Source organism: Nocardia yunnanensis (assembly GCF_003626895.1).
Classification (GTDB): domain Bacteria; phylum Actinomycetota; class Actinomycetes; order Mycobacteriales; family Mycobacteriaceae; genus Nocardia; species Nocardia yunnanensis.
This window is the reverse complement of the sequence record NZ_CP032568.1, coordinates 6,118,782-6,137,412: the sequence shown is the minus strand read 5'-3', so window position 1 is coordinate 6,137,412 and position 18,631 is coordinate 6,118,782. Positions and strand designations below refer to the sequence as shown.

The following is an 18,631-nucleotide window of genomic DNA, read 5'->3' as shown; positions in this document are numbered from 1 at the left end:
TTCAGTACGAACCGCGTCGCAACCTGGCGCTGCCTCGCTGGAGCGCGGCGGAAGCGCATCGGATCCGGCCGGATTGCGCCCGGACCGTTTCGACCGCGACGGACAAGACCAGCTCGTCGACGTCCACGATCTACAGGCGGCCCTGCCCGGCATCCGGCGGCTGCGGGCCTGGGCCCACGAGGCACTGGCCACCCGGCCCGGCGAGAGCGCCGTCGACATCGGCTCCGGCACCGGATCGGAGGTGCTGACCTTCGCCGACCGGGTCGGTCCGACCGGCACCGCGCTCGGCGTCGAACCCGATCCGGACCTGCGGCTGGCCGCCGAACGCCGCGCCGCGCAGGCCGGTTCGATCGCCACCTTCGTCAGCGGCGACGCCTACGGTCTGCCCGTCGGGAGCGAGAGCTTCGATGTGGCATTGTGCGAGCGCGTCTTCCAGCACCTCACCGCACCCGCCCGCGCGGCCGGCGAGATCGCGCGGGTGTTGCGACCCGGCGGGCGCGTGGTGGTGATGGACAGCGACTGGGGCACGGCCATCGTGCACCCCGGTGACCGGCACGTGGTGCACGAGGTCATCGAGACCATGATCGCCGGCACCACCAATCCCTTCGCGGGCCGCCGCCTGGCCGGGCAGCTCACCGCGGCGGGACTCGTCGTCGACGACATCGCCTCGCATGCGCTGATCCAGGACGGCGGGGTCGGGGCGGGCGCGCTGGTCGCCCGCGTGGCCGACCGCGCGGTGGCGCGCGGCGCCATCACCCAGCGCCAGCGCGACGAATTGCTGGCGGAGCTGGAGGCCGGGGCGGCCAGCGGTGACATCCACCTGTCGGTGACCATCTTCGCGGTGCTGGCGCACAAGCCGAGCTGAGGACCTCACGCGAAAACGCAAGCGGCGCGCACCCTTTCGGATGCGCGCCGCTGTTCTCGTCGCGGTCGCTACGAATTCGTCAGCTGTGCGACGCCATCAGCTTCTCGGAGGCGGCCAGCAGGACGCAGGTGGCCAGGCCGTCCATCGCCTTCTCCAGTTCCGCCGTGGACGGGAAGCTGGGGGCGATGCGAATGTTCTTGTCCTCCGGCTCTTTTCCGTACGGGAAGGACGCCCCGGCCGGGGTCAGCGCGATGCCGGCGTCCTTGGCCAGCGCCACCACCCGGCTGGCGGTGCCCTCCAGTACATCCAGGCTGATGAAGTAGCCGCCCTTGGGCTCGGTCCAGGACGCCACCTTCGACGCGCCGAGGCGATCCTCCAGAATCCGCAGCACCAGTTTGAATTTGGGCTCGAGGATCTCGCGATGCTTCTGCATGTGCGCCCGCACGCCCGCCGCGTCGCCGAAGAACCGCAGGTGCCGCAGCTGGTTCACCTTGTCCGGGCCGATCGTCTTCTTGCCCAGATGCTTCAGGTACCACTCGATATTGGCGGTGGAGGAGCCGAAGAAGCTCACCCCCGCACCCGCGAAGGTGATCTTGGAGGTGGAGGCCAGCACGAACACCCGGTTCGGATGCCCGGCGGCCGCGGCCATGCCCAGCACGTCCAGCACCGGCTCGGCGGTATCGGTGAGCGGGTGCACCGCGTATGCGTTGTCCCACACGATCCGGAAGTCGGGCGCGGCCGTCGGCATCGAAACCAGTTCGCGCGTCACGGCTTCGGAGAAGGTGATGCCGGTCGGGTTGGAGTAGTTGGGCACCGCCCACAGCCCCTTGACGGCCGGATCGTTCGCCACCAGTTCCGCGATCAGATGCGTGTCCGGGCCGTCGCCCTTCATCGGGATCGGGATCATCTCGAAGCCGAGCGCCTCGGTGATGGCGAAGTGACGGTCGTAACCCGGTACCGGGCACAGGAATTTGAGCACCGGCTCGTCGGCCCAGCGCCGCTGTGAATCCGCGGTGCCGTGCAGCATGGCGAAGACCAGCAGGTCGTTCATGATCTCCAGGCTGGCATTGTTGCCGGCCAGCAGATTCGACACCGGAATGTTCAGCAGCTCACCGAAAATGGCGCGCAGTTCCGGCAAGCCGTGCAGGCCACCGTAGTTGCGGACATCGGTGCCGTTGGCATCGCGGTAGTCGGCGGCGCCCGGCAGCTCCAGCAGTTCCTGCGAGAGGTCCAGCTGCTCGGGCGAGGGCTTACCCCTCGTAATGTCCAGCGTCAGCTTCTCGGTCTTGAGCTTCGCGTAGTTCGCGGTCTGCGTCTCGTGTTCCGTCACGAGTTCCGCATGGCTCATCAAACCGAATTGCGTCTGCCGAGGCATCTGACAGCCTTTCCAAGGGCGTGGGGTGTCATGTCGAGGGTTGCGCGCAGCGCGAGCCCAAGCGCCCACGTTACTAGGCAGCCCCGGGGAATCGGCAGGGATATCGGGGCAGCGGTCCCGAAAAAGAAAGGGGACCCAGCGCACCCGGCAGAGCCCGTTGACCCTTGCTGCCTTCCGGCCCTGGGGGAGTTCACAGGATGCGCGCCGCGCTGGATCCGTCGGCCAGTGTAGCGGCTCACCGCGACTCCCGCCCAACGGGGTCGATACGATGCCTGCGATATGCGGGATGCGCCCCGCTCATTTCCGGAGGGGAAAGAATCAGATGACGAGTTCCGATCCAGGACCGGGCGGGCCGATCGACCCGGCGAAGGCACAGGAGACCGCGCAGTGGTGGGCCACCCCGCCCACCGGAAGCGATCCCGGCCAGCCGGTTCAGAACGCGGACCCGACCATGCTGAACTACGCGGCCGGCGGCATGCCGCCGTACACGCCACCGGCCCAGGCCATCCCGCCCGCGCAGTCCGGGGGCGGGTATCCGCAGCAGCCGGTGTCGGGCGGATATCCACAGCCGGTGTCCGGCGGTTACCCGCAACAGCAGGTCTCCGGGGGCTATCAGCAGCCGATGTCCGGCGGTTATCCGCAACAGCCGGTCTCCGGGGGCGGCTACCCGCAGCAGTTCACCCCGCCGCCGGTCGCGCCCGCCTACGGATACACCGCGCCGCCACCGCGTTCCGGCGGCAACAAGACCGGCTGGATCATCGGCGGTGTCATCGGCCTGGTGGTGGTCGTCGGTGCGGTCATCGGCATCGTCGCGCTCTCCTCCGGCGGCAGCGACTCCCCGCTGGGCGGCGACAAGAAGAAGAGCGCCGGCAAATACACCATGGACGGTGTCACCAACGGCTGCAGCGTGATCGACACCTCGGTGCTGAGCAAGTGGGTCGCCACCTCCAAGGGCACCCCCGAGCACTCCGAGACCAAGCCCACCGATTACTCGGGCGGCCGCTTCGAATGCCGCGCCGGCAACGAAGAGGCCAGCAAGACCGACAAGTACTCCACCAACTCCGCCGATCTCACCCTCGACGTGTCCTTCCTCAGCGGTTCGGCCAGCGCCTACAACCGCCCCGACTACGACATGTGGAAGACCTCCGACACCGGCACCACCGGCAGCGGCCGCACCGCCGGCGACGTCACCGGCATCGGCGAGGCCGGCTACTGGTCGTCCAAGGTCGACGATTACACCTACTTCACCACCACCGACTACACCGTCGCGGTCAAGGACGACAACGCCTCCGTCAAGGTGAACATCCGCCTCAGCATGTCCAAAGGCCAAGCCGTCAGCAAGGACGAAGTAGCCCAGGTCTGCAAGGACCAAGCCCAGAAGGCCCTCACCAACCTCAAGCGGAAATAGCCCCCGACCACCCAATTTGCCTCCACCAGGGGTCCACCCGGTATATTGCTCGACGGAGGATTCGCCTAGTGGCCTATGGCGCTCGCCTGGAACGCGGGTTGGGTTAACAGCCCTCAGGGGTTCAAATCCCCTATCCTCCGCGGGTAAAGGCCCCGGCCGGACAACACGTCCGCCGGGGCCTTTCGCATATCTTGGGCCTCCCGGACGTCGTCGAGTGGCGTATCGGCGAGACGGAGGGTGGACGGGCCCCCCTTCGGCCCGTTCACCTGGTGCGCGGCGACGATGGTCGGGGCGCGGTCAACATCAAAACACCGGGTTCGGGGGATCGGCAAGGGGCGCAGGGGGTTTCGGGTGCTCTGTTGGGGAGTAGGCGGAAAAGGGGTGCTACGCATAATGGGTGATCGAGGGTAGGAGAAAGGTTGGGTATGGAGGGCGAGATCGTGATGCCCAGCTTGGGAGCGTTCGCTAGAGAGTTGCGGGATCGGCGGGGGTGGACTCAGCCCAAGGCGGCGGATCGGGCGAAGGTGGGGGTTTCCACGCTGCGCAAGCTCGAGCAGAATTCGGGGGCGGAGTTTCGGGAGGACACGCTCGAGAATCTGGCGAACGTGTTGTGCGCGACGGGGGACGAACGGGCGCACTGGTGGGCGCTCGCGGGGCGGACGGGGCGGGCTTTGCCGGGGAGCGGCCCGGAGGATGTCGCTTTGCTGGTGGCCGCGCTGGATTCGGCGCCGGCGGCGTGGGTGCGGGATTGGCGGGTGCGGATCGCCAATGACGCTCACCGGCGGCTGTTTCCGGGGCTGGCGGATGCGGAATCGTTGCCGCGGTGGATGTTCGGTGACCCGCGCGCGAAACTGGTGCTGCCGGAATGGTGGGACGAGGCGAGGATGCTGGTCGGAATGATGCGGCACCTGGCGGTGAGCGGCCGGGGACACGGGCACACGGTCGATGTGATCCGGGCGATGAGCGACTACCCGGATTTCCGGCGCATCTGGGATACCGGAGTGGTGCACATCGCCCGGCCGGGACGGCTGCGGCGCATCTGGTCGCCGGCCACCGAATCGGAGACGACGCTGCGGGAGGCGTTGTATCCGACGTCGGAATCCGGCGTGATCATCGTCGGGTTCCCGGCCGGGGCAGACGAGGTGCGATCAGGCGGGCAGGCCGTCGAGCCAGTCGCGCAGGATCGGGTCGGTGAGCTCGGGGTGGGTGAAGGTCGGTGAGTGATTGGCGTTGACCGCGTTGATGGTCTCGACCCTCGTCGGGCCGCCGAAGCGCGCCGCCAGCGCCTCCTGGTGATCGCGGTGGTAGACCGGGTCGCCGACGCCGTGCATGACCAGCACCGGCACGGTGATGTCGGCCAGCATGTCGTCGATGCTCTCGCGATTCATCAGCGCCCACCCGGCCTGTTCGAGACGGCGGCGGTCGTCGGCGAGCCAGCGGTCGAGCCAGAAGCGGTGATGCTCGCGGGTGCCGCCGACCATCATCGCGGCGATCGGCTTCGCGATCGCCTCCAGATCGCCGTCGCCGAGAATCCACTGCCCCAGGATGATCCGCTTGTACGCGGCGTACTCGGAGGGATCGTAGGCGTCGGAACGAGAACCGATCGCGGCGAGTCCGCGCACCCGGGACCGCTGCTGCAAGGCCATCCGCATGCCGATCCATCCCCCCTGGAACTGGCCGATGATCGCGAAGCGCTCGATCCCGAGCTGGTCGGCCACCGCGAACGCATCGCGGGCCAGCGTCCAATGATCGAACGGTTCGCCGTCGTCGGTGGTGCCGCCGTGCCCACGGGCATCGACGGAGACCAGCCGGTAGGCCGGCGCCAGTGACTTCTCCTGGGGTTCCCACATCACGGAATCCATGAAGAACCCGTGCAGCATGAGCACCGCGGGCCCGTCGCCGCCGGTATCGCGATAGTGGACCTTCGCTCCGTCGTCGGTGGTCACGAACGGCATGATGTCACTCCCTGGGAATGGTCTTCGGTTGCGCCGGTGGTGATTCCGGCCGCCCGCCCGACCATAACAGGAACACGTTCTAGCGAGGGCGGGCCGAACCCAAGACGTCGATCACCTCGTCCAAGGCCGATCGCAGGGTCGCCGCATAGTCGTCCACGTCCGGGACGACGGCCGGGTCGGCGTGGATCGACACGGTGACCGTGTCGCCGAGTCCGTGGATGCCGTGGGTCAGGTGCATGACCGCGCCGAGGGCCGGGAAGCCCGCCGTGAAACGCACCGCGCCGCCGCCGAACTCGAGATCCGCGGCGCCGCGGTCGACGCTGGAGACGACGGTGTGGCCCGAAACCCGTTCGGGGAGTACATCGATCGGGGCACGAGCCACGTCGTGGCGCAGCAAGGGAGCGGGCACGACGGCGGTCACGGCGTCCTGGGCGCGCTGGAGCGGATGCGCGGCGCGTTCGCGACGAGCGGCCAGGTCGGCGGCGATGCGACCGGCGCGGGCCGCGATCGGCGCGCCCGCGGCCAGCGCCACCGACAAGTCGCGGTAGGCGTTGCGGGCGGGCCCGGGGACGGCCATGGGGACCTGGGCGCGCAATGCGTCCGCCGATTCGCCCTCGGCGCGCAGGCGGCGTTCGAGTGCCAGCGAGACGGCGGTGAGCACCACAACCGTCACCGAATAGCCCGGCGCCCTCAGCCGATTCTTGTCGCACACCAGCATTCGCACGACGTGCGCGACGGGGACCGCGCCACCGCCGTTCAGCACGGTGGGCTCGGCGTCGCGGGCGGGCGGCGGGAGGTGACCGGCGGCCGTGAGCGCGGCCAGCCGGCGTTGGGCGCGGGCGGCACCCACACCGCGAACCACGGTGCATGCCATACCGATTGGGAGCTCGAGTATGGCTCGAATTGCCGCGAGAGCGCCCATCGCGGTATCTCGCCTGGAATGCGGGACGAGATGGCTCACAACCGGCGGCAACGACGAGCGGGACGCCGATGCCGGAAGTTCGCCACCGCCGAACAACTCCCGGGCGAGACGCGCGGCGCGCCGACCGTCGGCCAGCGCGTGGGATAGCTGGAGCACCGCCACGAGCGCGGACTCACCGGTAGCGAATCCCGGGACTTCACCGACATCCCGGAAGACGTGCAGCCGCCACGGGCGCTCGTTCGCCCGCACCCCCGTGCCGAGCAGGTCGCCGACGGCGGCCGTCACGGTCGCCCAGGTCGCGATCTCGAGGTCGTGGGCGACGAACTGGTCATTCGTGAATTCGCAAGGCGCCCAAATCGGATACGCAATGTTTGCAGGAGGGTCCAGCACGCGCACCAGCAAATCCGGAATACCCGCGACCCGGTTCGCCACGTCCGCCCGCAGTCGTTCCGTCGGGCGCCCGGCGTCGGCGAAGCAGTAGAGCAGGAACAGATCGTTGCGGGTGCGCGCGGACAGCCAGTACACGGTGGCGTCCCGGGCGGCCAGGAAATTCACTCGATGACCCTAGCGAAACTCCCTACGACGCGGTCGCCACGGGTGCTACCGTGTGTAGTAGAAGCCTTTTCACTGTCCCTGGGGCGGGGTGACCGCAATGGCAACCACGGCACACAGATCCAAGATCGCCGGTCGACTTGCGACGCAAGCCAATGAGGCGGACGAGCGGTACAAAGGGGCCGCATTCCTGAAAAGATCGATCAACAAGGTCTTTCCGACCCACTGGTCGTTCCTGCTCGGCGAAATAGCGCTGTACAGCTTCATCATCCTCTTGCTGTCCGGCGTCTATTTGACCTTGTATTTCGATCCGTCCATGCAGGACGTGACCTATAACGGCTCGTATCAGCCATTGCGCGGGGTCACCATGTCCCGCGCCTACGAGACCGCGCTCAATATCTCCTTCGACGTACGCGGCGGACTGTTCGTGCGGCAGGTGCACCATTGGGCCGCACTGCTTTTCACCGCGTCCATGATCATTCACATGTGCCGGGTCTTCTTCACCGGCGCCTTCCGCAAACCGCGCGAGGCCAACTGGGTGATCGGCGCGCTGCTGTTCATCATGGCCATGTTCGAGGGCTTCTTCGGCTACTCGCTGCCCGACGACCTGCTCTCGGGCACCGGCCTGCGCGCCGCCTTCGCCGGCATCACCTTGGGCAGCCCGGTCATCGGCACCTGGCTGCACTGGCTCATGTTCGGCGGGGACTTCCCCGGCACCATCATCATTCCGCGCCTCTATATCGCGCACGTGCTGCTGCTGCCCGGAATCATGCTGGCGCTCATCGGAGTTCACATCGCGCTGGTCTGGTATCAGAAGCACACGCAGTATCCGGGGCCGGGACGCTCGGAGAAGAATGTCATCGGCACCCGCATCGTGCCGGTGTTCTCGCTGGACCAGGGCGCGTACTTCGCCTTCACCCTCGGCGCGCTGGCGCTCATGGGCGGGCTGCTGCAGATCAATCCGATCTGGAATCTGGGGCCCTACAACCCGTCTCAGGTCTCCGCCGGCACCCAGCCCGACTTCTACATGATGTGGACCGACGGCTTCCTGCGCCTGTTCCCGGCCTGGGAGCTCTACATCTTCGGCCACACCGTGCCGGGCGCGTTCTCGGTGGCGCTGTTCATGCCGCTGATCTTCGGCCTGCTCATCGGCTACCCGTGGATCGAGAAGCGGCTGACCGGGGATCGGGTGCGGCACAATCTGCTTCAGCGGCCGCGGGATGTGCCGGTCCGCACCGCGATCGGGGCGATGGCGCTGAGCTTCTATCTGATTCTCACGCTGGCCTGCGTCAACGACATCATCGCGTTCAAGTTCAATATCTCGCTCAATGCCACCACCTGGGCCTTCCGCATCGGGCTGCTGACCGTCCCGGCGCTGGCGTACACCATCGCCTACCGGTTGTGCGTGGGTCTGCAGCGGGCCGACCGGTCGGTGCTCGAGCACGGCATCGAGACCGGGGTGATCCGGCGGCTGCCGCACGGCGAGTACATCGAGGTGCATCAGCCGCTGGGCCCGGTCGACGCGCACGGCCATCCGATTCCGCTGGAGTACCAGGGCGCTCGCGTACCGCGGAAGATGAACGAGCTGGGCATCGCCGGCCGGCCGGGCACGGGTGCGTTCTTCTTCGCGGATCCGCCCGCCGAGCGGGAACTCAATGCCGCCAACGACCGCGAAGCCGAGCACACGCAGCTCGCGGTGCTGCGGCGGGCGCAGAACAACAACACCCCCTGACACCACCCGCAAGGTTCGCGGCCCGGCTCGATTCTGGACTGCGCTCCGCCTCCCCGCGCTTGGAGCCGGGGAGCGAAGCGGAGGAGCGGAGGAGCGGAGGAGGGAAGAATCGAGCTTGCAGGGCCGCGAACCCGCCCGTAGCGAAGCGGAGGGCAATTACATAGAGAAGCCCCGAGTCTCCGGGACTCGGGGCTTCTTTTTTGCTCCCGGTGCGATCAGGTTGGGGCTGATCGTCGGCCCGATCAGGTTGGGGCTGACCAGGGTGGCGGTTCGTGGGGCTGCGGTCAGGCCCGCTTGAACTCGCCGTCGGAGACGCCGGCCATGAAGGCGTCCCATTCGCCGGGGGTGAAGGCCAGGATCGGGCCGCCGCCCTGATCCTTGCTGTCGCGAACCGCGACATTGCCGTCGCCGAGGAACGCGACCTCGACGCAGTTGCCGTTGGGGCCACTGTGTTTGCTCTTGCGCCACACGGCGCCGGTGAAATCCACCTTCACGGTACTAGCTCCTTTGCTGCGTTCAGGCATGAGACTTGCTGGCATCGATCTTGGTGACCTCGGGATCCCACGAGATTCACGAATCCCGGGTGCGCCACGGGCCGCACGCAAACGCTCCGTACAACCGATTCTCTGCACTTCGCGATGGGAATGCGCCCCCGATGGCCGTTCCCGCGCTAAACACTAGCAGGGTTCGACATAAGGAGATCGCATTCTTTCGTTTTCAACCAGCAAATTTACGGCAAGGTTAGCCAGCTAATAATTTGCGCTAAATTAGCCGCAATTTGAGGTCTTTCGATTTCAGAAGTCCGAATTCGGGTGGCTGACCATTCGCGCAGCATCTGGCAAACTTTCTGCGGGCCGGGTGCTGCCGCATGGGGAATCATGGAGGACATGCCCGACCAGCCCCAGGAAGACATCGGCCGCGACCGCGACGAGGAGGGCCGTGCCCGGAATGCCCGACCCCGTGACCGTTTTGGGCGACCCCTCCCTCTCGGCAGCACGGGTGTACCTCGCATACCCGACGATCTCGACCTGCCGCCGACCGAGACCCTCGACTACGCCCAACGCCTCATAGACGACGGACTCGCATTCAACGCGCACGAGGTACTCGAGGCCGCATGGAAGAACGGACCGTTCGCGGAAAAGTCGCTGTGGCAGGGCCTTGCGCAGTTCGCCGTTGGACTGACCCACATTCAGCGTGGAAATTCGAAGGGAGCTCGCACTCTGCTGACGCGTGCGGCGCAGCGCCTGACGGCCTACGGACCGGCCCCCTACGACATCGACACCGCCGGCCTGGTGGCCTGCGCCGACGCCCTCCTCACCGCGCTCGACCAGGGAAAACCGCTCTCCGAGAACGACCTTCGACCGCGACTCACTGGTACGCGCTGAGTTCGCAATCCGGCTGCCCGCTCGCATGCGGAGTGCGCCGCCACCAGAATGCGAAGCAGCGACGGAACTGCGAAGTATGCGAACTACCATCGACAGACGTGTCCACCCACCCCGTCCCAGCAACGCCCGCACCCGCCGGTGCGCGATTCGGCCGCTTCGCCCCCAGCCCCTCGGGCGACCTGCATGTGGGCAACCTGCGCACCGGACTGCTGGCCTGGCTGTTCGCCCGCTCGACCGGACGCGGATTCCTCATGCGGGTGGAGGATTTGGACCGGGTGCGGCAGGGCGCGGCCGCGCGGCAGCTCGAGGATCTCGCGGCCATCGGGCTGGACTGGGACCCGCCGGTGGTCCGGCAATCCGAGCGGCTGCCGCTGTACGAGGCCGCCCTCGCACGCCTGACCGCGGCCGGCCTCACCTACGAATGCTTCTGCACGCGAAGGGAAATACAGCAGGCGGTGACCGCGCCGCACGGTCCGCTGGGCGCGTACCCGGGGACCTGCCGGAATCTCACCGAGCGAGAGCGGCGGCAGCGCCGCGACGCGGGCCGGCCCGCCGCCCTGCGATTGCGCGCGGACGTCACCGAATTCACCGTCACCGATCGGCTGCTCGGTGAATATCGGGGCGCGGTGGACGATTTGGTGCTGCGCCGCGGTGACGGCACCCCCGCCTACAACCTCGCCGTCGTCGTCGACGACGCCGATCAAGGCATCGATCAGGTGGTGCGCGGTGACGACCTGCTGCCGTCGACCCCGCGCCAGGCCTATCTGGCGACCCTGCTCGACCTGCCCGTTCCCGAATACGCCCACGTCCCGCTCGTGCTGAACCCGGCCGGGCAGCGCCTGGCCAAACGCGACGGCGCGGTCACCCTGCGTGATCGCGTGGCCCGCGGCGAAACCCCGCGGCAGGTGTTCGAAGCCCTCGCGGCGTCGCTGGGCTACGACGAGGTGAACACGCCGTCGGATCTGCTGGAACGATTCCGGCCGGAAACTCTTCCGCGCGAACCGTGGAGACTCGACCCGAACGGGTTGTTGCAACCCTGTGAGTATCCGTAACGTACGCACTCGACCAGATCGACCAGATCCCGAACGAATTCGACGAGGACGGCGAAACAATGACGAGCGGTGGGTACGACCCCAACCAATATCCGCAGGGCGGCCAGCCGTACGGGCAGCAGCCTTACGGGCAGCAGCCCCAGCAGCCGTACGGGCAGCAGCCCTACGGCCAGTCCGACCCCTACGCCCAGCAGCCGCAGCAGCAGCCCTACGGACAGCAGTCCGATCCGTACGCCCAGCAGCAGCCGCCGCAGTACGGCCAGCAGCCGCCGTCCTACGGTCAGCAGCAGCCCTACGGTCAGCAGCCGTACCAGGCCTACCCGGGCGGCAATCAGCCTTACGGCGCACCGGGTTTCGGTGGCTCGCAGCCGGGTGAGCTGTGGGTCCGCTTCGGCGCCCGCGTCATCGACTACCTGGTCGCCGGTATCCCCACGGGTATCGTCGTCGGGATCCTCGAGGCGGCCATGGGTGGCGGCATCGGCGCGTCCATCCTGGGCTCGATCATCACCGCCGTGGTTATCACCGCCTACTTCGTGCTGCTGGAGACCCAGAACAACGGCCAGACCCTCGGCAAGAAGCTGCTCGGCCTGCGCGTGATCGGCCCCGGCGGCGCGCCCCTCGATGTCGTCACGTCGCTGAAGCGCAACATCTTCGTCGCGGCCGACATCGTGTACTGCCTCGGCAACCTGGTCAGCATCGGTTTGATGATCTGGGCCGCGATCTCCATCGAGCAGGACCCGAACAAGCAGGGCTGGCACGACAAGTTCGCCGGCGGCACCCAGGTGCTCAAGGGCTGACCCCCGCTCACCCACGAGAATGGGGCGCATCCAACCGGATGCGCCCCATTTCTTTTGCCGCACAGCGGCTTTCGTCAGTACGTCGACGAATGCCAGTTTCCGATGCTGACCAGGACGAGCAGTAGCGCGATACCGATGACGGCCCCGATCGCGCCCACCCAGATACCGCCCAGCGCCAGGCCGCGGCCCTGCTGCTGATTGGTCTTGACCTGGTTGAGGCCGACGATGCCCAGCACCAGTCCGACGATCGAGACCACCGGGATGAACAGGCAGAAGAACAGGGACGGCAGGCCGATGATCGAGACCACCAGCGAGGCGATGGCCATCGAATTGGTCTGCTGCGAGGGCTGCGCGTAGCCGTAGGGCTGATAGCCGTAGGGCTGCTGCTGGCCGTACGGCTGCGGCTGGCCATACGCCTGAGGCTGGCCGTAGGCGGGCGGCTGCTGCCCGGCAGCGGGGTATCCGGGACTCGAATTCGCCTGCGGCGGCGGATAAGTCGGATACACCGGCTGCGGTGGCGGAGTCAGCGGCGGATTCTGGTACTGCGGGGCGGAGGTGTAGCCGGCGGGCGGCGGGGTCGCCGGCGGCGGCGGTTGCGACGGCGCCTCGGGCGCCACGCCCTCGCCGCCGTACTGCTTCCACCACTCGTCGGAATCGCCGGGATTCGTCATGGGCTCAGCGTAGGACACCCACCGGTCCGTGCGTATCGCTCCAGGCAGGGATACTTTCCGGGTGAGTGATACGAAAACGGTCGAAGACGGCCGATCTGGACACCCCGCGCCCGAACACGCGAGCTTCGCGGATGCGGCGGGGGGATATTTCACACCGGTGGCGGTGGCTTTCACCGCCGTGTTGTTGATTTCCAATGTGTGCGTCGCCAAGGGCGTGCAGTTCTTCTCCGGGAGCCATGTCTCCTTCGGACCGATCACCGTGCTGCCCCTCACCATGGACGGCGCGTTCTTCCTGTTCCCCCTCGCCTACGTCATCGGCGACATTCTCAGCGAGGTCTACGGCTTCCGGGCCACCCGCCGCATCGTCTACTACGGTTTCGGCGCGCTCCTGCTGATGATCATCTGCTTCCAGATCGTCATCAAGCTGCCCACCGGCGACCTCGACCAGAACGGCTCGGCCTTCGGCGATGTGCTGGGCCATACCCCGCAGCTGGCCTTCGCCGGTATCGCCGGGTACTTCGTGGGTCAGTTCCTGAACTCGATCACCCTGGTGCTGATCAAGGAGAAGACCAAGGAGAAGCACCTGTGGGCGCGGCTGCTCGGTTCGACCGTGGCGGGCGAGGTGGGCGATACCTTCGTGTTCTGCTCGATCGCCGCCACCGCCATCGGCATCCACACCTGGGGTGACTACTTCAATTACACGATCGTGGGCTTCATCTGGAAGACCCTCGTCGAGATGTGCGTGCTGCCGATCAGCTACCGCTGCATCGCTTTTCTGAAGAAGCGGGAACCCTCCTACCGACCGCGTGAGCGCTCCGCCATCTACGAGTAGAGATTTCGGCGCGGTCGTGTCGAATCCTCTTACAGGCCAGGGGCTTTGATGCGGCCGCGCCAGCGGCCCAGGAAATCGGTCTTGTAGTCGTCGAAATAGCCGCCGTCCAGGCTTTCTCGGACGCGATCCACCAGGCGCACCGTGAAACGCTCGTTGTGGATGGTGCACAGGGTCGCGGCGAGAATCTCTTTCGCCTTGAACAGGTGATGGATATAGGCGCGGGTGTAATTCGCGCAGGTGTAGCAGTCGCAGGTCTCGTCGATCGGCGTGAAATCCCGCTTGAACCGCGCCGTATTGATATTGAACCGGCCCTCGTCGGTGTACAGCGCCGCATTGCGCGCCACGCGTGAGGGATTCACGCAGTCGAAGGTGTCCGCGCCGTTCTCCACCGCGGTGAAGATGTCCTCGGGTTCGCTGATGCCGAGCAGATGCCGCGGCTTGCTCTCCGGCAACTCGTCGCAGCACCAGCCGACGATGGTGCCCAGATTGTGCTTCTCCAACGCGCCGCCGATGCCGTAACCGTCGAATCCGGTGCCGGCCGCGCCGCGCAGCTCCTCCAGATCGCGACATGCCTTGCGGCGCAGGTCCTCGTACTGCGCGCCCTGGATCACGCCGAACAGCGCCTGATAGGGGCGATGCGAGCGGGCGGCGGTGAGGCGCTCGTGCTCGTCGAGGCAGCGCTGCGCCCAGCGGCGCGTGCGCTCCAGCGATTCCTCCTGGTAGCCACGGGTGTTCATGAGCGTGGTGAGCTCGTCGAAGGCCATCATGACGTCCGCGCCCAGCTGATGCTGGATGCCCATGGACACCTCCGGCGTGAACCGGTGCTTGGAGCCGTCCAGGTGCGAGCGGAAGGTGACGCCGTCGTCGTCGACGTGGGCCAGGCGCTCCTTGCCCTTGGCGATGACGTCGTCGCTCCGCACGCCGACGGCCTCCATGGCCAGCACCTTCTTGAAACCGACACCCAGCGACATGACCTGGAAGCCGCCGGAATCGGTGAAGGTCGGGCCGTGCCAGTTCATGAACGACGCCACACCCCCGGCCTCGTCCACGATGTCCGGGCCGGGCTGCAGATACAGGTGATAGGCGTTGGCCAGCAGCGCCTGCGATCCGAGTTCCTTCATCGTCTCCGGCAGCACGGCCTTGACCGTGGCCTTGGTACCCACCGGAATGAAGGCGGGCGTGGCGATGTCCCCGTGCGGGGTACTGATCACGCCCGTCCTGCCATGCCGCCCTTCCAGACGGGTACCGACCTTGAACGAGAACTCGGAGGGAGAAGACACAGAGGCATCTTCTCACTTCGTGAAAAGTAGCCTGGCCCGCACCGACTGGTGCGGGCCAGGCCGGGTGGAATGTGGGCTACCCCTTGCCGAGCGCCACGGCGTCCAGCTCGACATCGTCGACGTTGTTGCCTTCGCCGTCGGTGATGGCGGCGGCGAATTGCGCGTTGTAGAGGCGGTAGTAGGCGCCGCGGTCGCGCAGCAGGGAGTCGTGGGTGCCCTGCTCGACGATCTTGCCTTTTTCCATCACGACGATGGTGTCGGCGTCGCGGATCGTCGAAAGGCGGTGTGCGATCACGAAACTCGTGCGGTCCCGGCGCAGCGCCGCCATGGCGTGCTGCACCAGCAGTTCGGTGCGGGTGTCGACCGAGCTGGTCGCCTCGTCCAGGATGAGGATGGACGGCTTGGCCAGGAACGCCCGCGCGATGGTGATGAGCTGCTTCTCACCGGCGCTGACGCCGGAACCCTCCTCGTCGATGACGGTGTCGTAGCCCATCGGCAGCGCGTGCACGAACCGATCCACATACGCCGCGCGAGCGGCCTCGAGAATCTCCTCCTCGGTGGCGTCCGGATTGCCGTAGGCGATGTTTTCCCGAATGGTCCCGCCGAACAGCCAGGTGTCCTGCAACACCATGCCCATCCGCGTCCGCAGGCGGTCGCGGCTGATGCGAGTGATGTCCACGCCGTCGATGGTGATCGCCCCGGAATCCACCTCGTAGAACCGCATGAGCAGATTCACCAGCGTGGTCTTGCCCGCGCCGGTCGGCCCGACAATGGCCACCACGTGCCCGGGTTCGGCCACCAGCGAGAGGTCCTCGATGACCGGGGTCTCCGGCTCGTAGCGGAACGACACGTCCTCGAACGCCACCCGCCCACGATCCACCGGCCGCGTGTCCTCGGAATCCGGATCGGCCGACTGCTCGTCGGCGTCGAGGATCTCGAAGATGCGTTCCGCCGACGCCACCCCCGACTGCAGCAGGTTCATCATGGAACCGATCTGGGTGAGCGGCTGGGTGAAGCCGCGCGAGTACTGGATGAACGCCTGCACCTCACCCAGCGACAGCTGCCCCGACGCTACCCGCAGCCCGCCGACCACGGCGATCAGCACGTAGTTCAGGTTCCCCAGGAACATGATGGCGGGCATGATCAGCCCGGAGATGAACTGCGACTTGAACGACGAGTTGTAGAGCTTGTCGTTGGTCTCGTCGAACCGCTCGCCGACCTCGCGCACACGACCGAAGGCGCTGACCACCTCGTGGCCGGTGAACGCCTCCTCGACCTGCGCGTTGACCTCACCGGTGAACTTCCACTGCGCCACGAAATGCGGCTTGGAGCGCTTGGCGATCTGCGCGGTCACGATGACCGCCAACGGCACGGTCAGCAGCGCGATCAGGGCCAGGATCCAGGAGATCCAGAACATCATGATCAGGATGCCGATCACCGACAGCACGTTGATGATCAGCTGAGACATGGTCTGCTGCAACGTCTGCGCCATATTGTCGACGTCGTTGGTGACGCGGGAGAGCACGTCGCCGCGCGGCATCGAGTCGAAGTAGCGCAGCGGCAGCCGGTGCAGTTTGTCCTCGATCTGCGCGCGCAGCCGCTTCACGGTCCGGTTGATCACGATGATCAGCAGCTGGGCTTCCAGCCAGCCGAACACCGCCGCGCCGATGTAGAGCGCCAGCACCCACGCCAGCACGTGACCGACCGCGGTGAAATCGATGCCCGTGCCGGGAATCACGTTCATGCTCGCGAGCATGTCGGCGAAGGTGGAATTGCCGCCGGCGCGCAGCTTTTCGACCAGATCGGCCTTGGTCTCGCCCGCGGGCAGGCTCTTGCCGACCACACCGTCGAAGATGAGGTTGGTGGCCTTGCCGAGGATCTGCGGGCCCAGGGTGTTGAGCACCACCGAACCGACGGCCAGCGCGAACACCGCGATCAGATAGAACCGGTCCGGCGCGAGCATGCGCAGCAACCGTTTCAGCGACGGGCCGAAGGACTTCGCCTTGGCGTCCGGCGCACCGGGATTCACCGCTCCGGGCCTCATCGCACCTCCTCCGCGCTGAACTGCGACTCCACGATCTCGCGGTATTCCGAACAGTCCCTGAGCAATTCGTCGTGGGTGCCGATTCCAGCCATCGCACCGTCCTCCAGCACCACGATCTGATCGGCGTCGCGGATCGTCGAGATCCGTTGCGCCACAATGATGACCGACGCGTTCGACGTCTCCGGCCTCAGGGCGTCGCGGACGCGCACGTCGGTGGCGACGTCCAGGGCGGAGAAGCAGTCGTCGAACAGGTAGACCCGCGGCTTGCGCACCAGCGCGCGGGCGATGGCCAGACGTTGGCGCTGACCGCCCGACACCGTCGTACCGCCCTGTGCCACCGGGGTTTCCAGGCCCTGCGGCATCTCGCGCACGAAATCCGCGGCCTGCGCGATCTCGAGCGCGTGCCACAGCTCCTCGTCGGTGGCGTCCGGCTTGCCGTAGCGCAGATTGGAGGCGACCGTCCCGGAGAACAGGTACGCCTTCTGCGGCACCAGGCCGATCTCCGAACGCAGCGCCTCCAATTCGAGGTGGCGCACATCGGTGCCGCCCACGTACACCGCGCCGTCGGTGACGTCGATGAGCCGCGGGATCAGGTTGATCAGCGTGGTCTTGCCGGCGCCGGTGGCGCCCACGATGGCCGTGGTGGTGCCGGGCCGGGTCTGGAATCGGATGGCCCGCAGCACCGCCTTCTCCGCGCCCGGGAACTTGAACTCCGCGAACGCCAGCTCGACCGTGCCGGGATCACCTTGGAACGGTTGCGGCGCAACCGGTTCCGCCACCGACGACTCGGTGTCGAGTACCCCGCCGATGCGCTCGGCCGAGACCGCGGCGCGCGGGGCCATCATGGCCAGGAACGAGGCCATCATGACGGCCATCAGGATCTGCATGATGTAGGCGAGCATCGCGGTGAGCGAACCGATCTGCATCTCGCCCTTGTCGATGGAGTGCCCGCCGAACCAGATCACGCCGACCGTGGTGACGTTCGAGATGAGCATGACCATCGGGAACATCAGCGCCATGTACTTGCCGACATACAGCGACTGCGCGGTCAGCTCGGTGTTGGCGACCCCGAAACGCGCCGTCTCCTGCCGTTCCCGCACGAACGCGCGCACCACGCGAATGCCGGTGATCTGTTCGCGCAGTACGCGGTTCACCGCGTCGATGCGTTCCTGCATGCGCCGGAAACCGGGCACCATGCGGCTGATGATGAAGGCCATCGACAACCCCAGCGCGGGCACCGCGATCAAGAGCAGCCACGAGAGCCCGAGGCTCTCGCGCAATGCCATGACGATGCCGCCGACGCACATGATCGGAGCCATCACCAGGATGGTGGCGCTCATCAGCACCAGCAGCTGCACCTGGCCGACATCGTTGGTATTGCGCGTGATGAGCGACGGCGCGCCGAACACGCCGACCTCGCGCGCGGAGAAGGTGCCCACCCGGTGCAGCAGCGCGGCGCGCATATCGCGGCCCGCGCCCATGGCGGCCTGCGCGCCCAGGTACACCGAGATCGCCTGGGCGATGATCTGAATGGCGGTGACCAGCAGCATCCAGCCGCCGGTGGACCAGATGTAGCCGATATCGCCCTTGGTGACGCCGTTGTCGATGATGTCGGCGTTCAACGTGGGCAGATACAGCATGGCGATGACCGAGATCAGCTGGAGCACGACGACCCCGGCCAGTTGTGTCCGATAGGGCCAGAGGAAGGTGCGGAGAAGTCGGATCAACATGATGGTGGCAGGCTACCGCCGAAACCGGGGC

16 protein-coding genes, 1 tRNA gene and 1 other RNA gene are annotated in these 18,631 nt (G+C 66.9%); 9 read left to right on the top strand and 9 right to left on the bottom strand.

Annotated elements, in window-relative coordinates:
- The first annotated feature begins 73 nt into the window (after positions 1 to 73).
- Complete coding sequence (locus D7D52_RS28760; RefSeq protein WP_246023361.1) at positions 74 to 865, top strand: methyltransferase domain-containing protein; 792 nt, start codon at positions 74 to 76, stop codon at positions 863 to 865.
- Between the two features lie 79 nt (positions 866 to 944).
- On the opposite strand, the gene D7D52_RS28755 is transcribed toward D7D52_RS28760, so the two are convergent.
- Both D7D52_RS28755 and ffs read right to left on the bottom strand, forming a co-directional pair.
- On the bottom strand, positions 945 to 2,240 hold the full coding sequence (locus tag D7D52_RS28755; protein ID WP_120741326.1) for an aspartate aminotransferase type Ic: 1,296 nt from the start codon (positions 2,238 to 2,240) through the stop codon (positions 945 to 947).
- Between the two features lie 125 nt (positions 2,241 to 2,365).
- An RNA gene (ffs, locus tag D7D52_RS28750) (signal recognition particle sRNA small type) lies at positions 2,366 to 2,460 on the bottom strand.
- A gap of 102 nt (positions 2,461 to 2,562) precedes the next feature.
- Between ffs and D7D52_RS28745 the strand changes: the two genes are divergently transcribed.
- The 3 genes from D7D52_RS28745 to D7D52_RS28735 all read left to right on the top strand — a co-directional run bounded on the left by D7D52_RS28745 (position 2,563) and on the right by D7D52_RS28735 (position 4,868).
- Positions 2,563 to 3,648 carry a hypothetical protein gene (locus tag D7D52_RS28745; protein WP_120741324.1) on the top strand — a complete coding sequence of 362 codons (1,086 nt, stop codon included), beginning with the start codon at positions 2,563 to 2,565 and terminating at the stop codon, positions 3,646 to 3,648.
- 54 nt (positions 3,649 to 3,702) lie between these two features.
- Positions 3,703 to 3,788 (top strand) — tRNA-Ser (locus tag D7D52_RS28740).
- A gap of 285 nt (positions 3,789 to 4,073) precedes the next feature.
- Positions 4,074 to 4,868, top strand: coding sequence for an MmyB family transcriptional regulator (locus D7D52_RS28735; protein WP_120741323.1), 795 nt, complete (start codon positions 4,074 to 4,076; stop codon positions 4,866 to 4,868).
- Here the strand turns inward: D7D52_RS28735 and D7D52_RS28730 are convergent.
- Both D7D52_RS28730 and D7D52_RS28725 read right to left on the bottom strand, forming a co-directional pair.
- Complete coding sequence (locus tag D7D52_RS28730; RefSeq protein WP_120741322.1) at positions 4,797 to 5,603, bottom strand: alpha/beta fold hydrolase; 807 nt, start codon at positions 5,601 to 5,603, stop codon at positions 4,797 to 4,799. The two genes, D7D52_RS28735 and D7D52_RS28730, sit on opposite strands and share 72 nt — an antisense overlap.
- A 79-nt stretch (positions 5,604 to 5,682) precedes the next feature.
- Positions 5,683 to 7,080 (bottom strand): WS/DGAT domain-containing protein, encoded by a 1,398-nt coding sequence (locus D7D52_RS28725; protein WP_120741321.1) that lies wholly within the window; start codon positions 7,078 to 7,080, stop codon positions 5,683 to 5,685.
- Positions 7,081 to 7,177: 97 nt separating this feature from the next.
- Between D7D52_RS28725 and qcrB the strand changes: the two genes are divergently transcribed.
- Positions 7,178 to 8,809, top strand: coding sequence for a cytochrome bc1 complex cytochrome b subunit (gene qcrB / locus D7D52_RS28720; RefSeq protein WP_120741320.1), 1,632 nt, complete (start codon positions 7,178 to 7,180; stop codon positions 8,807 to 8,809).
- A 284-nt stretch (positions 8,810 to 9,093) separates the two neighbouring features.
- Here qcrB and D7D52_RS28715 read toward each other — a convergent pair whose 3' ends face one another.
- Positions 9,094 to 9,303 carry a DUF397 domain-containing protein gene (locus D7D52_RS28715; protein ID WP_222932691.1) on the bottom strand — a complete coding sequence of 70 codons (210 nt, stop codon included), beginning with the start codon at positions 9,301 to 9,303 and terminating at the stop codon, positions 9,094 to 9,096.
- A gap of 384 nt (positions 9,304 to 9,687) precedes the next feature.
- On the opposite strand from D7D52_RS28715, the gene D7D52_RS28710 reads away from it, so the two are divergent.
- The 3 genes from D7D52_RS28710 to D7D52_RS28700 all read left to right on the top strand — a co-directional run bounded on the left by D7D52_RS28710 (position 9,688) and on the right by D7D52_RS28700 (position 12,043).
- Entirely contained in the window at positions 9,688 to 10,194 is a 507-nt protein-coding gene (locus tag D7D52_RS28710; RefSeq protein ID WP_425464695.1) for a DUF309 domain-containing protein, read from the top strand.
- A 98-nt stretch (positions 10,195 to 10,292) separates the two neighbouring features.
- Positions 10,293 to 11,246, top strand: coding sequence for a tRNA glutamyl-Q(34) synthetase GluQRS (gene gluQRS / locus D7D52_RS28705; protein ID WP_120741318.1), 954 nt, complete (start codon positions 10,293 to 10,295; stop codon positions 11,244 to 11,246).
- A gap of 59 nt (positions 11,247 to 11,305) precedes the next feature.
- On the top strand, positions 11,306 to 12,043 hold the full coding sequence (locus tag D7D52_RS28700) for an RDD family protein (protein ID WP_120741317.1): 738 nt from the start codon (positions 11,306 to 11,308) through the stop codon (positions 12,041 to 12,043).
- Between the two features lie 74 nt (positions 12,044 to 12,117).
- Here the strand turns inward: D7D52_RS28700 and D7D52_RS28695 are convergent, their stop codons facing one another.
- A complete protein-coding gene (locus D7D52_RS28695; protein WP_120741316.1) occupies positions 12,118 to 12,714 on the bottom strand; it encodes a DUF4190 domain-containing protein in 597 nt (198 codons plus the stop codon).
- A 61-nt stretch (positions 12,715 to 12,775) separates the two neighbouring features.
- On the opposite strand from D7D52_RS28695, the gene D7D52_RS28690 reads away from it, so the two are divergent.
- On the top strand, positions 12,776 to 13,546 hold the full coding sequence (locus D7D52_RS28690; protein ID WP_120741315.1) for a queuosine precursor transporter: 771 nt from the start codon (positions 12,776 to 12,778) through the stop codon (positions 13,544 to 13,546).
- A 29-nt stretch (positions 13,547 to 13,575) separates the two neighbouring features.
- Here D7D52_RS28690 and tgt read toward each other — a convergent pair whose 3' ends face one another.
- The 3 genes from tgt to D7D52_RS28675 all read right to left on the bottom strand — a co-directional run bounded on the left by tgt (position 13,576) and on the right by D7D52_RS28675 (position 18,600).
- On the bottom strand, positions 13,576 to 14,826 hold the full coding sequence (tgt, locus tag D7D52_RS28685; protein WP_120741314.1) for a tRNA guanosine(34) transglycosylase Tgt: 1,251 nt from the start codon (positions 14,824 to 14,826) through the stop codon (positions 13,576 to 13,578).
- A 76-nt stretch (positions 14,827 to 14,902) separates the two neighbouring features.
- Positions 14,903 to 16,870 carry an ABC transporter ATP-binding protein gene (locus tag D7D52_RS28680; RefSeq protein WP_120741313.1) on the bottom strand — a complete coding sequence of 656 codons (1,968 nt, stop codon included), beginning with the start codon at positions 16,868 to 16,870 and terminating at the stop codon, positions 14,903 to 14,905.
- On the bottom strand, positions 16,867 to 18,600 hold the full coding sequence (locus D7D52_RS28675; RefSeq protein ID WP_120741312.1) for an ABC transporter ATP-binding protein: 1,734 nt from the start codon (positions 18,598 to 18,600) through the stop codon (positions 16,867 to 16,869). The genes D7D52_RS28680 and D7D52_RS28675 overlap by 4 nt, the downstream gene beginning before the upstream one ends.
- Between the last annotated feature and the right edge of the window lie 31 nt (positions 18,601 to 18,631).

Coding starts and splice junctions, on each gene's coding strand:
- D7D52_RS28755 (WP_120741326.1), bottom strand. CDS start 2,240: ATGCCTCGGCAGACGCAATTCGGTTTGATGAGCCATGCGGAACTCGTG.
- D7D52_RS28745 (WP_120741324.1), top strand. CDS start 2,563: ATGACGAGTTCCGATCCAGGACCGGGCGGGCCGATCGACCCGGCGAAG.
- D7D52_RS28735 (WP_120741323.1), top strand. CDS start 4,074: ATGGAGGGCGAGATCGTGATGCCCAGCTTGGGAGCGTTCGCTAGAGAG.
- D7D52_RS28730 (WP_120741322.1), bottom strand. CDS start 5,603: ATGCCGTTCGTGACCACCGACGACGGAGCGAAGGTCCACTATCGCGAT.
- qcrB (WP_120741320.1), top strand. CDS start 7,178: ATGGCAACCACGGCACACAGATCCAAGATCGCCGGTCGACTTGCGACG.
- D7D52_RS28710 (WP_425464695.1), top strand. CDS start 9,688: ATGGAGGACATGCCCGACCAGCCCCAGGAAGACATCGGCCGCGACCGC.
- D7D52_RS28700 (WP_120741317.1), top strand. CDS start 11,306: ATGACGAGCGGTGGGTACGACCCCAACCAATATCCGCAGGGCGGCCAG.
- D7D52_RS28695 (WP_120741316.1), bottom strand. CDS start 12,714: ATGACGAATCCCGGCGATTCCGACGAGTGGTGGAAGCAGTACGGCGGC.
- D7D52_RS28680 (WP_120741313.1), bottom strand. CDS start 16,870: ATGAGGCCCGGAGCGGTGAATCCCGGTGCGCCGGACGCCAAGGCGAAG.
- D7D52_RS28675 (WP_120741312.1), bottom strand. CDS start 18,600: ATGTTGATCCGACTTCTCCGCACCTTCCTCTGGCCCTATCGGACACAA.